Origin of the sequence: Streptococcus sp. A22 (assembly GCF_043674215.1) — a bacterium.
GTDB classification, from domain to species: domain Bacteria; phylum Bacillota; class Bacilli; order Lactobacillales; family Streptococcaceae; genus Streptococcus; species Streptococcus suis_V.
This window is the reverse complement of record NZ_JBIMJQ010000005.1, coordinates 1-14,605: the sequence shown is the minus strand read 5'-3', so window position 1 is coordinate 14,605 and position 14,605 is coordinate 1. Positions and strand designations below refer to the sequence as shown.

Below are 14,605 nucleotides of genomic sequence, written 5' to 3'. Positions count from 1 at the left end.
CGTCTTTGGGTAAGCTACATCCATCAATAGCTGACAACCATTTGACAAGAACCTAAAAATTCCAGGCCAGATGACATAGTTCAATAATATATTCTAGCACAAGATTTGGTTTTTTTCAAGGTTGGAACAACTCTCAAACACGCTTTTCACAAAGAAAACAGCCCCTTAGCAGGACTGCCTTCCAGATTCTATGGATGACTAACTATCATTTCCAATTGCCCTGAAAATTCCCATTCCAGCACATTGCTTGGCAAAATAAAGTGGCTTCCTTTTTCAATCTCGTAGACTTGACCATCAACCTGCAATTGGCCTACACCATCAAGGACGCTGACTAGATAGTAGGGAGCTTGTTTTTTGAAAATGACCGCACCCTCGATTTCCCACTTGTAAACCGTGAAAAATTCATTGCTGACATAAGTTGTGGCCCTCAGCGCCCCAGCTTCAACAGTATCGGGGTGGCTGTTTGCTGGCTCACCAATGGTCAGGACATCAATAGACTGCTGGATATGGAGATCACGGAGGTTGCCAACATCATCCTTGCGGTCAAAATCATAGACCCGATAGGTCGTGTCGCTGGACTGCTGGGTTTCCAAAATCATAATTCCCTTGCCGATAGCGTGCATGGTTCCGCTTGGCACATAGAAAAAGTCACCTGCCTTGACCGGCACATGGGTCAACAATTTTTCCCACTCCTTGTCCTCAATCATCTGGGCCAATTCTTGACGGCTCTTGGCCTCGTGACCGTAGATAATCTCAGCTCCCTCATCCGCCGCAATCACATACCAGCACTCAGTCTTTCCCAATTCGCCCTCATGCTCTAAGGCATAGCTATCGTCCGGATGAACCTGAACAGACAACCAATCATTGGCATCCAGAATTTTGGTCAAAAGCGGAAAAACTGGACTGTCGCTGTCGCCAAATAAATCACGACGCTCAGCATATAACTTGTCCAAGGGAGTACCCTTGTAATCGCCATTGGCTACGACGGAAACGCCGTTGGGATGAGCCGAAATGGCCCAAAATTCACCGGTCGTCTGGCTGAGAATTTCATAACCGAATTCGGTCTCTAAACGATTCCCACCCCAGATTTTTTCCTGCATGACGGAGTTTAAAAATAATGGTTGTGCCATAATAGTCTCCTTCTCAATTCTTCTAGCCCTATCTTATCAAATTTCTCAATAAACGCCAATGAAGAGCCACAGAAAAGCCTGGCAGAGCCAAGCTTCTCTCTTATGTCAGACTTATTTTTCAGCTACTTTTTTGGCTAAAGCAAAGTTTCCGAGTGTCGCAGAACCATTTTCCGCAACAGCAGGTGTCACGATATAGTCCTTGACATCTGGCGTTGGCAGATAGTCATTCATGAGGCCTGTAAATTTCTCACGGACACGGTTAAGCATGTGCTCCTGCGCCATCACACCACCACCGAAAACGATGACTTGCGGACGATACAAAAGTGTTGCCTGCACTGCGGCCTGAGCAATATAGTAAGCCTGTACATCCCAGACATCAGAGTTGAGCTCAATCAACTCACCGCGGATGCCTGTACGACCTTCCAAGGAAGGACCAGCTGCCAGACCTTCCAAACAGCCATTGTGGAAAGGACAAACGCCGTTGAATTCATTTTTTACATCGTAAGGGTGGAGTGCAACGTAAGTATGGCCTGCTTCGGTATGGCCGAGACCACCGATAAACTCACCATTTTGAATAGCCCCAGCACCGATACCTGTACCAATCGTATAATAAATCAGGCTCTTCACACCCTTGCGCACCAAGGTCTCACCAAAAGCAGAAGAGTTTACATCTGTCGTAAAGTAGAAAGGAATGTTAAATTCTTTTGCAATCAAGCCCAGCAAGTCAATATTTGACCAATGAGGTTTTGGCGTTGAAGTGATATAGCCATAGGTTTGTGAGTTTTGATCAATATCAATCGGACCAAACGAACCAATAGCAATCCCAGCCAAACGATCTTCGTAGCGTTTGAAAAATTCTACCGTACGCTCAATGGTTTCATAGGGCGTTGTTGTCGGAAATTGCGTTTTTTCAATTACTTGGAAATTCTCATCACCAACCGCACAAACAAACTTTGTACCACCAGCTTCCAAGCTTCCGTATAATTTTGTCATGAATTTTCTCCCTTTTTGTTTTTTTCATTATACCATAGATAGAAATAGAAGAAAAAGGCTTACCGCCTTTTTCTGTGCTTATTTTACGGATTATTTAACAACTTTCAAGAAGTCCGCACCATGAGCGATTGTACCCTCAGCAAGTGGAGCTACTTCTGTAAAGTCTGCAGTGTTTGTCACGATGATCATGGTTGTATCATCAAGACCTGCTTCAGCAATTTTCGCTGCGTCAAATTTAGCAAGTGGTGTACCAGCTTTTACCTTGTCACCAGCAGCAACCAATTTCTCAAAACCGTTACCGTTCATAGAAACTGTATCGATACCGATGTGAATCAAGATTTCAGCACCAGTCGCTGTTTTCAAACCGTAGGCATGGCCTGTTTCAAAAGCGATGGTTACTTCTGCATCCGCTGGAGCATAGACAACACCTTCAGTTGGCTTAACTGCCAAACCTTTACCCATAGCACCTGATGAGAATACTGGGTCGTTCACATTTTCAAGAGCTACAACGTCACCTGAAAGTGGAGATACAAGAGTTTCTTGTGCAGTAGAGATTTCTGCAGTTTCTTCAACTTTTTCTGAAGTTTCAACTACAGACGCTGTCACTGCTGCCGCAGCAGCTGTTGCTGCTTCATCAGCGAAAACTGCTGATGCTTTTGTCTTACCATAAACGTAAGTAAAGGCAAAGGCTGCAGCAAAAGCAATCAACTCAGCAACTACATACATTGGGATAGAAGATGCTTTGATTGAGAGGAAGCCAATAAAACCTGCTGCCCCAAGAGATACAGCGATAACATGAGTCAAACCTGCAAAGAGGGCACCGATAGCCGAACCTGCAAGAGCACAGAAGAATGGGAATCTGTACTTCAAGTTAACCCCGAAGAGGGCAGGTTCTGTAATTCCAAGGAAGGCAGAAACTGCTGCTGAACCGGACAAACCTTTTGTTTTTGCATTTTTTGTCAAGAAATAAATAGCAAGAGTTGCAGCACCTTGTGCAACGTTAGCCATTGAAGCAACTACAAAGATGTAGTCTCCGTATCCTGTACCATTATTGTTGTAAGCAGACAAAAGTTGTGTCTCGATGGCTGGGAATGATTGGTGAAGACCAGTCATTACGATCAATGAGTAAGTACCACCAAAGATACTCATACCCAACGCACCAGTTGTATCGTACAACCAAACAATTGCGTTAGTAATCGCATCAGATACAGTCAACATCACAGGACCGATGAATGTAAATGTCAAGAAACCTGTAATCATTACTGACAATAATGGTGTGAATGTAAAGTCAACTGCTGATGGCAACTTCTTGTGGAAGAATTTTTCAAGCGTCGCAAGAAGCCAAACTGCTGCAAGAACTGGAATAACCTGATATGCATAGTTTGTTTGAGCTACTTGGAAACCAAAAATATCCCAAAAAGCTTCTTTACCACCCAAATCTGGAGTGGTCATGATCATACCAATAGCCGCACCGAGGAATTGGTTTGCACCAAAGCGTTTCGCAGCGGAGATACCTACAAGGACTGGCAAGAACATGAATGGAGCTGCTGACATCAATTGAATCATCGCAGAAATGCCTTGGATAGCAGGATACATTTCCTCAATTGATTTTGGACCAAATAAATCTGGGGAAGTCAAGAAGTTACGAAGCGCCATCAATAGACCACCAGCAACGAGAGCCGGAATGATTGGCACAAAGATATCTGACAAGAGCTTGATTAAGTCCATCAATGGATTGAACTTCTTATCTTGCGCTGCAATCTGTTTCAAATCATCTGTTGAAACTTCTTTTAAGCCTGTAGCCTTGATGAGCTCTGCATATACAAAGTTTACATCACCAGGTCCGATGATAACTTGATACTGACCATTCGTACTGAATGTCCCTTTGACATCTGCATTGTCATCGAGGGCTTTTTGGTTCACTTTGGATTCATCCTTCAGAACCAAACGAAGACGAGTAGCACAGTGTGCTGCCGCAACTAGATTATCTTTCCCAACCGCTTCGATCACTTCGGCAGAAACTTTTTTATAATCCATTTACAAAAATCTCCTTTTTGTATATTTTTATTATTGAAAGTGTTTTCACTCTTTCGATGTTTTTATTATATATGGTTTTTACGAATATGTCAAACGTTTTGCAGATTTTTTTAAAAAATTCCAAGAATCACAGTAAAAGCTTGATTTTTTTCAAGAAAACGTTTACTATATTAAATGAATAATTAGAAGATATGGAGTAGACAAATGGCTTTTACAACTGAAGAGCGCTACCGAGCTTATGCTGACTGGTCGCCAGAATACATTGAAAAAATTAAACAAAATACTGCAAGCTCACCTTGGAGAACTAACTTCCACATCGAAACACCTCACGGTTTGCTCAATGACCCTAATGGTTTTTCTTACTTTAATGGAAAATGGACCCTCTTCTACCAGTATTTCCCATTTGGTGCAGCTCACGGTCTCAAATCTTGGGTCCATACTGAGTCAACTGACCTGGTGCATTTTGAGCCGACTGGTACAGTTGTCTACCCTGACACGCCTCTGGACAGCCACGGTGCCTACTCTGGTTCTGCTATGGAATTCGGCGATAAACTCTTTTTATTCTATACAGGAAATGTCCGCGATGAAAATTGGCAACGCCACACCTATCAGATTGGCGCCCTCATGGACAAGGATGGCAAGATCGAGAAGATTGACAAGGTCTTGATTGAGCAGCCAGAGGACACGACAGACCATTTCCGTGACCCACAGATTTTCAACTACAAGGGACAATATTACGCCATCGTCGGTGGACAAAATCTGGATTTGAAGGGGATTGTTAAGCTCTACAAGGCTGAAAACAACGACTACCTCAATTGGACCTATGTGGCGGATTTGGATTTTGAAAATGACCTGACGGCCTACATGATGGAATGTCCAAACATTGCCTTCGTCGGTGACCAACCCGTCCTGCTCTACTGCCCACAGGGTCTGGACAAGTCTGTTCTGGACTACGGCAACATCTATCCAAATATGTACAAGATTGGCCAGGCATTTGACCCTGAAACAGGAAAAATTGTAGCACCGAGTGAGTTAATCAACCTTGACTACGGTTTTGAGTGCTATGCAACACAGGCATTTAACGCACCAGAAGGTCGCACCTTATCTGTCAGCTGGTTGGCCCTGCCAGATGTGGCATATCCTACGGATGCTTATGATTATCAAGGTTGCTTGTCCTTAGTCAAAGAATTGTCTATCAAGGACGGTAAACTTTACCAGTACCCTGTTGAAGCCATCACAAGCCTTCGTCAAGAAGCACAGCCATTTTCAGCGAAAAAAGAAACCAACAATGTCTACGAATTGGAGCTGGACTTTGCTGCCAATGGCAAGCATGAAATCGTCCTCTTTGCCAATGCAGACCAAAAAGGCTTGGTGCTGACAGTTGATACAGAAAAGGGACAGATTAGCTTGGACCGCGAACATTGTGGTCAGCCCTTTGCCCTTGAATATGGAACAAGCAGAACTTGTGACATTGAGTCTGGAGCTTTGACTGCCAATATTTTCATAGACAAGTCTGTCTTTGAAATTTTCATCAATAAAGGAGAAAAAGTATTTTCTGGTCGCGTCTTCCCTGATGCTGATCAAAATGGCATTGCCATTACCAGTGGCAACCCAACCGGAACTTACTACCATTTAGATTATGGTCGCAAAACTAACTGATGTTGCTGCCCTAGCCGGTGTCAGTCCCACAACCGTGTCCCGCGTCATCAATAAAAAAGGCTACTTGTCAGAAAAAACTGTCAAAAAAGTGCAGGATGCCATGCGGGAATTGGGCTACAAGCCCAACAATTTGGCGAGGAGCTTGCAGGGAAAATCGGCCAAGCTGGTCGGACTCATCTTCCCTACTATCAATAATATTTTCTATGCCGAGCTGATTGGACACCTGGAAAGCCAACTCTTCAACCGAGGTTATAAGACCATTATTTGCAACAGCCAGCATGAATCGGACAAGGAAAGAGAGTATCTAGAGATGTTAGCGGCCAATCAGGTTGACGGCATCATCTCGGGCAGTCACAACCTGGGTATCAAGGACTATGACCGGGTTTCCGCCCCAATTATTGCCTTTGACCGCAATCTCTCTCCTACTATTCCCGTTGTCTCTTCTGATAACCACGGAGGAGGAGTCTTGGCGGCCCAAACCCTGAAAAAGGCAGGCTGCAAACGACCTATCATGATTTCGGGGAATGATAATTCCGACTCCCCTACTGGTCTGCGTCGGTCTGGTTTCCTCTCCGTCTTACCAGATGAAACCGTCTATCACGTTGCCAGCGACTTTACACCCATTCGCAAGGAAATGGAAATCAAGTCCATTCTGGAAAAGCACGCCCCCGACGGCATCTTTGTGTCAGACGATTTGACAGCTATGCTGGTCTGGAACGTTGCCCAATCGCTCAATTTGACTATTCCGCAAGACCTCAAATTGATTGGCTACGATGGGACTTATTTCATTGAAAATTATTACCCACAGCTGACAACCATTAAGCAGCCATTGACTGACATCGCCAAATTGATGGTGGATTTGTTGATTGATAAAATCGAGGGCAAGGAACTGGATAAACGGAACTACGTTTTGCCAGTCAGCCTATCCGCCGGAGCTAGTATATAAGACAAGTATTGTGTAATGCTTGTCTTTTTTGTCAAATTCTACTTCTCCTGTATCATCCAACAAACAGCCAAACTAGTCAACTCTGAACATTTCATGGCATCCTTCCGAAACTGAGCGTTTATTAAGTCAGGTGGGCTGAATTCTTTCTGAGAGTAATCTCCCTTTTCCAACTCAAAAAGAAACGAAAAAAAGAAACCTGATTAGGCTTCTTCTTGGATAAATTGGCTTAATACGCCGTTTACGAATTTAGCGGATGACTCGTCTGAAAATTCCTTGGCTAGCTCGATGGCCTCATTGACTGCGACGCGGTCTGGTGTTTCTTGGAAATATTGAATTTCAAATAAGCCCAAACGCATGATATTTTTATCAATCAAGGTCAAACGGTCCAGGGTCCAGCCAGACTTGAGCTTGCTAGACAATTCCTTGTCCAATTCTTCTCGATAGGCTGCCACACCATTGACCAAGTTGAGGAGAAAGAGAGGAATTTCCACACCTTCTGTCTCTTCCTCACGGTCATAGAGGTAAGAAAATTGAGCAGCCTGGACAGGCTCTTGGCCAAATTCTAGGGATACAATCGCCTGCAAAGCGCACTTCCGCAGGGCATGTCTATTATTCTTCATCGAGGAAATCCTCTCCGAACAAGTCTTTCAGGGCTGGTTTTGGTGTCTTATCTGGAACGATGCCGTTGACGTGGATATTAACCGCAGCCAACTCCACCTCTGCATAGTTAAAGACAGCAGTCTTGACAGCTCGCTGGATATCCATTGATACAGCAGGGACATTGACGCCATACTCCAGGTAAACGTAAATATCAGCCGTCACTTGCCCTTCCTCATCTGTATGAAGGTAGACACCCTTGTTGAGAGATGATTTTGACAGGCTATCTGCAACCCGCTTATTTTGAAGAGAATGGACCCCCTCAACTTTTGCTGCTGCAATGCCTGTAATTACTTCAAGAACGCGTGGTGCAATAACGATTTCGCCTTGGTATTCTGTTGTCATAGGCTCTCCTTTTCTAAGAGGGGCAATTAAGCGCGTGATACGTAAGTTCCCTCTGCTGTGTTGATAACGAGTTTTTGACCTGCTTCGATGAAGTCTGGCACGTTTACAACCAAACCGGTTTCCATGGTTGCTGGCTTACCTGAACCTGTTACAGTCGCTCCTTTGATAGATGGCTGGGTTTCTGCAACCACCAACTCAACAGTAGTTGGAACAGTAACACCAATCACTTCCGTTCCGTAGAATTGGATTTTCACGTCAGAATTTTCCAAGATGTAAAGTAATTCTTCTTGAATTGTTGCTACTGGAATTTCATACTGGTCGTAAGTCTCAGTATTCATGAAATAGGCAGTGTCATCCATTTGGTAAAGGTATTGAGCTGGGACGGTTTCGATGATAGCTTGTTCAAATTTCTCATCTGGACGGTAGGTCGTGTCAAAAGTTGAACCTGTACGCACATCACGCAATTTCATACGCATGATGGTATTGCCCTTACCTGGCTTGTGGTGACTTGCATCCAAAACCTTAATCAACTTACCTTCTGCTTCGAAGGTCATACCTGCTCTAAGTTTACTTGCTTCAATCATTGTATTGAATACCTCTTCAAATTTTATTTATTCGGTTTATTTTACCACAAACTGACAGATTTCTCAAATGACAATCAATTCTTTGGGGGCCAAAGTCAACACCTTACAACCCGTGTCCGTAATTAGTAGGTCGTCTTCGATACGGACACCGTATTTGCCCTCGAGATAAATGCCCGGCTCATCAGTCAAGACCATACCCGCCTGAATGGTATCCGTAGCCGTTCGGCTAAAGTAGGGATACTCGTGGACATCCAAGCCCATACCGTGCCCGATACCGTGGGTAAAGTAAGGACCATAACCAGCCTGCTCGATGACACGACGTGGGACACCGTCAAACTCCTTGTATTCCATACCCGCCTTAGCCGTCGCAATCAAGGCTTGATTCGCCGCCAGAACGGTTTCATAAATCTCTCGCTCTTCATCACTAACCGAACCGACATAGACCGTCCGCGTCATATCGCTGACATAGTGGTCATACAAGCAGCCAAAGTCCAGCGTCAAAGCCTCACCAGCCTCAATTACCTTATTGGACGCACGTCCGTGGGGCATAGCAGAGCGGTAACCCGAAGCAGCAATGGTATCAAAGGACACCCCTTCTGCCCCCATTTCCCGCATACGAAAGTCCAAGAAATTGGCAATTTCAATCTCTGTTTTACCTGGTTTGATAAAGTCTAAAGCGTCAATAAATGCCTGGTCTGAAATCTGACAAGCTCGCTGAATGGTGGCAATCTCTGCCGCATCCTTAATCATCCGCAGATCCGCAATCAGATTGGTTGTTGGTCTAAGAGTCGTTCCAGCAAAGACAGCTTCCATGGATTTGAAATAGGCTACTGAAATCTCATCCTCAAAGGCCACTTCCTTGATGCCCATGTCCTTGACCAAACCAGCTGCCGTTCCCAACTCATCTCGATTGGAAATCACTTCAAAGTCTGTGACAACAGATTGGGCGTAGGTGATATAGCGGTCATCTGTAATCAAAACCTGGCGGCTAGGTGTAATCAGCACCACTCCTGCCGACCCCCAGAATCCTGTCAAATAATAAACATTTTTCAAATTGGTCACATAGAGAGCCTCTATCGACTGCTCTGCCATTTTTCCACGAAGTTTTTCAAGTCGTTTTTGCATAACCTACCTCCAAAGATATTGTAACTATTATAGCAGAAATGCACAGAATTACCAATAAACTTCCAGCAAACAAGAAAAAGCCGCTTGGCGACTTTTTACTTCAACTTAGTTTTCAAATACTGGCCTGTAAAGCTAGCTGGGTTAGCTGCTACTTCTTCTGGTGTTCCTGTCGCAACAACGGTACCACCTCCGACACCGCCTTCTGGTCCCATGTCGATAATGTGGTCAGCTGTCTTGATGACATCCAGATTGTGCTCGATGACCAGCACGGTATTGCCATCATCAACAAAGCGAGCCAAGACTTTGAGTAACTGGGCAATGTCCTCCGTATGCAGACCTGTCGTCGGCTCATCCAAGATATACAAGGATTTACCAGTTGACCGCTTGTGGAGTTCAGAAGCCAACTTCATCCGCTGGGCTTCCCCACCTGATAGGGTCGTTGCTGGCTGACCTAGAGTAACGTAGCCCAAACCTACATCTTGAATGGTGCGAAGTTTCCGTTCAATCTTCGGAATGTGTTTGAAGAACTCGACCGCATCATTGACGGTCATATCAAGGACTTGGGCGATATTTTTCTCCTTGTAATGTACTTCCAAGGTTTCAGAATTGTAACGGTGTCCATGACAGACTTCGCAAGGAACAAAAACATCTGGCAGGAAGTGCATTTCAATCTTGATAATCCCGTCACCAGAACAAGCCTCACAACGACCACCTTTGACGTTAAAGGAGAAGCGTCCTTTCTTGTAGCCACGGATTTTAGCTTCATTGGTCTGGGCAAAGAGGTCCCGAATATCGTCAAAAACACCTGTATAGGTGGCTGGGTTGGAACGCGGTGTCCGTCCAATCGGGCTTTGGTCAATATCAATCAAGCGATCCAAGTGTTCAATTCCTGAAATGGACTTGAACTTACCTGGCTTGTCCGAATTGCGATTGAGTTTCTGAGCAATAGCTTTTTTCAAAATGGAATTGACCAGGGTTGATTTGCCTGAGCCAGACACCCCTGTCACCGCTACAAATTTTCCAAGCGGGAAACGAACAGTCACATCTTGCAGGTTGTTTTCCTTGGCACCTGTTACCTCCAGGAATCGACCATTACCAACACGACGTTCCAAAGGAACTGGAATTTCACGTTTGCCAGACAGGTACTGGCCTGTAATGGATTTCTTATTTTTAGCTACTTGGGCAGGCGTTCCAGAAGCCACGATTTCTCCACCGAAGACACCCGCACCTGGACCGATGTCAATCAGCCAGTCTGCCTCACGCATAGTGTCCTCATCGTGTTCTACCACAATCAGGGTATTTCCCAAATCACGCATTTTCTTAAGACTGGCAATAAGGCGGTCATTATCCCGTTGGTGCAGACCGATCGACGGCTCATCCAGAATATAGAGGACACCTGACAGGTTGGACCCAATCTGGGTCGCCAAACGAATCCGCTGGCTCTCACCACCCGAAAGCGTACCTGCTGCTCGTGAAAGCGTTAGGTAATTTAGACCAACGTTGTTAAGGAAGGAAAGGCGATCCTTGATTTCCTTGACAATGGGCGTCGCAATCGTCGCTTCATTTTCAGACAAGGTCAGATTTTCAATGACTTGCAAATGATCCGCTACGGACAAGTCAGATAACTGCCCGATATGCAGTCCCTGTTCGCCACCGACTTTGACAGACAAGGCTTGGTCATTGAGGCGATAGCCGTGGCAGGTTCCACAGGTCAATTCGTTCATGTATGTCTTCATGACTGTCCGCGTATAGTCACTGTTGGTTTCACGGTAGCGGCGATTGATATTGGTAATCAAGCCTTCAAAGGGAATATCGATATCACGCACCCCACCGAACTCATTTTCATAATGGAAATGGAATTCTTTTCCGTCAGAACCGTTGAAAATCAGGTTCTTCTCCTCTTCCGTCAATTCCTCAAAAGGCTTGTCCATGTCCACACCAAAGTGGTTCATGGCCTGCTCCAACATCTGAGGATAGTAGTTGGAAGAAATAGGATTCCAAGGAGCCAAGGCACCGTCACGCAGGGTCTTGCTGGCATCTGGGACAATCAAATCCGTATCCACTTCCAGCTTCATGCCCAAACCGTCACAATCGCTACAAGATCCAAAAGGAGCATTGAAAGAGAAAAGACGAGGCTCCAACTCGGGCACTGTAAAACCACAAACTGGGCAGGCATAGTACTCAGAGAACAGCAGTTCCTTCTCATCCATGGTGTCAATGATGACATAACCGTCCGCAATTCGAAGAGCAGCCTCAATCGAATCAAACAAGCGAGAACGAATGCCCTCCTTGATGACAATTCGATCGACCACGACCTCAATATTATGAGCCTTGCTCTTGGACAATTCAGGCACTTCAGACACATCATAGACATCCCCATTGACACGGACCCGCACATAGCCATCCTTCTGCACCTTCTCAAAAATGGTCTTGTGTTGACCCTTTTTCTTGCGAACAATCGGTGCTAGAATCTGCAAACGTTGGCGTTCTGGCAATTCCAAAACCTCATCGACAATCTGCTCCACCGAAGAAGCCGCAATGGCCCCGTGCCCATTGATACAGTAAGGCACCCCTACCCGAGCATAAAGCAAGCGGAGATAGTCATTGATTTCTGTTGCCGTTCCAACCGTCGAACGCGGATTCCGCGAGGTTGTTTTTTGGTCTATGGAAATAGCAGGGCTGAGCCCCTCTATGGAATCCACATCAGGCTTGTCCATGTTGCCCAAGAACTGACGAGCATAGGCAGACAAAGACTCCACATAACGACGTTGGCCTTCGGCATACAGAGTATCAAAAGCCAAACTCGACTTACCAGACCCCGACAAACCAGTCACCACCACCAACTTCTCACGCGGAATGGTCACATCAATATTTTTCAAATTATGGGCACGCGCCCCATGAATCACAATATTTTCTTGCATAATTTAAGATATAGAGCCCGTAAAACGCACGGTGAAAATAGGCGGTAAGTCCGAAATCTGTGATTTCGAAGACGCACCCCCGTCAAGACAACTAGTGCTTTCACAGGTCGAAAACCGAAGAAAGCACAGATGTCTACGACGCAGAAGCCAGTTCCACACGCTTAAACATGAAGAAACCAACAATTTTTCAAACAGCGTATAGGGCGTGTTCAGTTCCTTTCAAAATCAGCTATAAATAGGCACGCATCCTATCCAGCATAAAATATACCCCATTATATCACACTTCAAAAAAATCATTCCGTATTCCTGCATTTTTTGGTATAATAAAGGGTACGTTTACATGCAAGAATGAAAAGGAGGGCACTAATATGAAACAGATTTTTCTATCAACGATGACTGATTTAGAAGAAATCCAAACCTTTGAACCAGGCGCTTGGATCAACTTGGTCAACCCCTCCCAGAGTGAGTCCATGGAAGTGTCCGAGCATTACAAGATTGATATCGCCGATCTGAGGGCACCGCTCGATGCAGAAGAAACTTCTCGTATCACGGTCGAAGATGACTACACCTTGATTGTCGTCGACGTTCCCATCTTGGAAGAGCGGAATAACAAGACCTACTATATCACCATTCCGCTTGGTATTATCCTGACAGATGACGCCATTATCACGACCTGTTTAGAGCCACTGCCGCTCTTTGATCAATTTATCCACAGACGCCTGCGCAACTTCTTTACCTTTATGAAGTCACGCTTCGTTTTCCAAATTCTCTATCGAAATGCCCAGCTCTACCTGTCTGCCCTGCGGACCATTGACCGAAAGAGTGAGGAAATCGAGAAACAGCTCCACGAAGCCACTCGAAATGAAGAACTGATTGTCCTCATGGAATTGGAAAAAACTATCGTCTACTTCAAGGCCTCTCTCAAAACCAATGAACGCCTGGTCAAAAAACTGGCCAGCTCCACCCGCCTCCTCCGCAAATACGAGGAGGATGAGGACTTGCTGGAAGATACCCTGGTCGAAACCCAACAGGCTATTGAGATGGCGGACATCTATGGTTCTATCCTGAACTCCATGACCCATGCCTTTGCCTCAATCATTTCCAACAACCAGAATACCATTATGAAAACCCTGGCCCTCATGACCATCGTCATGTCCATACCGACCATGGTCTTCTCGGCTTACGGCATGAACTTCAAGGACAATATTATTCCCTTCAATGATATTCCCCATGCCTTCTGGTGGATTATCTTGTTTGCCTTTGCTATCAGTTTATCACTAACCTTCTATTTCATAAGAAAGAAATGGTTCTAATCCAAGGAGATTGCTATGTCATTTACAGAATTTAAAGAATTAACCAAGAAAAACCAGGAATTTATCCACATTGCTACCAACCAATTGATCAAGGATGGCAAGACGGATGCCGAAATCAAGGGGCTTTTGGAAGAAATCCTGCCGACCATCATCGAAAAGCAAAAAACAGGCCAAACTGCCCGTAGTCTTTTTGGTGCACCTAGTGAATGGGCCGCAAGCAAGTCTGCTGCTCCCAGCCAAGAAAAGCAAGAAACGGTCGAATACAATGAAAATCCATGGCTCATGTGGCTGGACTCTAGTCTCTTTATGTTGGCCATCATTGCCGGTATCAATGGTCTGATGAATCTCTTTAATCAAGGCGCTCAGTATGGTTTGGTGACCCTGCTGGTTATCGGATTCGGTGTGGGTGCAGGTATGTACTTCATGTACCACTTTGTTTACAGAGAGCAAGCTAAAACCGGTAAACGACCAAATCTACTCAAGGCCATTCTGTTCCTGGGTGTGGCAACTTTGGCCTGGTCTGCAGTCTTCTTCCTGGCTGCCCTAGTTCCAGCCAACCTCAACCCAATTCCTCATCCAATTCTCACTATCTTAATCTGTGCTATTGCCTTCGGAATCCGCTATCTCTTGAAAAAGAAATACAATATCCGCAACGCCATGCAGCCTGTGCAATGATCATTCAATTCCATTTCAACTGTTACAAACTTGCAAACGACGCATAGTAGCCGTCATAGAAAATGCTCAGGTTATCTGATCCATCTACGATATAATCTACACTCCGTTTCGGTGTGATACGAAATATATTTTATACATCCCAGGGCTCTTTGTCAACTGTAGTGGGTAGATGAAAAGCTAACACCTAGAGAGGACGAAATTCGTTCTCTCATTTTTGATG

The 14,605-nt window shown here is 45.1% G+C and carries 12 protein-coding genes; 4 read left to right on the top strand and 8 right to left on the bottom strand.

Annotated features, from left to right (window positions below):
• Positions 1-188: 188 nt before the first annotated feature.
• The 3 genes from manA to ACHBHN_RS02935 all read right to left on the bottom strand — a co-directional run bounded on the left by manA (position 189) and on the right by ACHBHN_RS02935 (position 4,160).
• Positions 189-1,130 (bottom strand): mannose-6-phosphate isomerase, class I, encoded by a 942-nt coding sequence (manA, locus tag ACHBHN_RS02945; RefSeq protein WP_105160196.1) that lies wholly within the window; start codon positions 1,128-1,130, stop codon positions 189-191.
• Positions 1,131-1,241: 111 nt separating this feature from the next.
• A complete protein-coding gene (gene scrK, locus ACHBHN_RS02940; RefSeq protein WP_394733595.1) occupies positions 1,242-2,123 on the bottom strand; it encodes a fructokinase ScrK in 882 nt (293 codons plus the stop codon).
• A gap of 90 nt (positions 2,124-2,213) precedes the next feature.
• A complete protein-coding gene (locus ACHBHN_RS02935; protein ID WP_172008914.1) occupies positions 2,214-4,160 on the bottom strand; it encodes a sucrose-specific PTS transporter subunit IIBC in 1,947 nt (648 codons plus the stop codon).
• A gap of 204 nt (positions 4,161-4,364) precedes the next feature.
• Here ACHBHN_RS02935 and ACHBHN_RS02930 point away from each other — a divergent pair, with 204 nt between their 5' ends.
• The gene (locus ACHBHN_RS02930) at positions 4,365-5,819 is read left to right on the top strand and encodes a sucrose-6-phosphate hydrolase (RefSeq protein ID WP_394731631.1); all 1,455 of its coding nucleotides are present in this window, start codon (positions 4,365-4,367) and stop codon (positions 5,817-5,819) included.
• A complete protein-coding gene (locus ACHBHN_RS02925; protein ID WP_105111512.1) occupies positions 5,800-6,765 on the top strand; it encodes a LacI family DNA-binding transcriptional regulator in 966 nt (321 codons plus the stop codon). Before ACHBHN_RS02930 ends, ACHBHN_RS02925 begins: the two co-directional genes overlap by 20 nt.
• A gap of 200 nt (positions 6,766-6,965) precedes the next feature.
• Here the strand turns inward: ACHBHN_RS02925 and nusB are convergent, their stop codons facing one another.
• From nusB to uvrA, 5 genes are all read right to left on the bottom strand, one after another.
• The gene (gene nusB / locus ACHBHN_RS02920; RefSeq protein ID WP_394731630.1) at positions 6,966-7,385 is read right to left on the bottom strand and encodes a transcription antitermination factor NusB; all 420 of its coding nucleotides are present in this window, start codon (positions 7,383-7,385) and stop codon (positions 6,966-6,968) included.
• A complete protein-coding gene (locus tag ACHBHN_RS02915; RefSeq protein WP_105111510.1) occupies positions 7,375-7,767 on the bottom strand; it encodes an Asp23/Gls24 family envelope stress response protein in 393 nt (130 codons plus the stop codon). Before ACHBHN_RS02915 ends, nusB begins: the two co-directional genes overlap by 11 nt.
• 26 nt (positions 7,768-7,793) lie before the next feature.
• On the bottom strand, positions 7,794-8,351 hold the full coding sequence (gene efp, locus ACHBHN_RS02910) for an elongation factor P (RefSeq protein ID WP_105122500.1): 558 nt from the start codon (positions 8,349-8,351) through the stop codon (positions 7,794-7,796).
• Positions 8,352-8,414: 63 nt separating this feature from the next.
• Positions 8,415-9,476 (bottom strand): M24 family metallopeptidase, encoded by a 1,062-nt coding sequence (locus tag ACHBHN_RS02905; RefSeq protein ID WP_394731629.1) that lies wholly within the window; start codon positions 9,474-9,476, stop codon positions 8,415-8,417.
• Between the two features lie 95 nt (positions 9,477-9,571).
• Positions 9,572-12,397 carry an excinuclease ABC subunit UvrA gene (gene uvrA, locus ACHBHN_RS02900; RefSeq protein WP_222292748.1) on the bottom strand — a complete coding sequence of 942 codons (2,826 nt, stop codon included), beginning with the start codon at positions 12,395-12,397 and terminating at the stop codon, positions 9,572-9,574.
• 368 nt (positions 12,398-12,765) lie between these two features.
• Here uvrA and ACHBHN_RS02895 point away from each other — a divergent pair, with 368 nt between their 5' ends.
• A complete protein-coding gene (locus ACHBHN_RS02895) occupies positions 12,766-13,710 on the top strand; it encodes a magnesium transporter CorA family protein (protein ID WP_105111505.1) in 945 nt (314 codons plus the stop codon).
• A gap of 15 nt (positions 13,711-13,725) precedes the next feature.
• A complete protein-coding gene (locus ACHBHN_RS02890; protein WP_105111504.1) occupies positions 13,726-14,385 on the top strand; it encodes a DUF1129 domain-containing protein in 660 nt (219 codons plus the stop codon).
• Positions 14,386-14,605 lie beyond the last annotated feature (220 nt).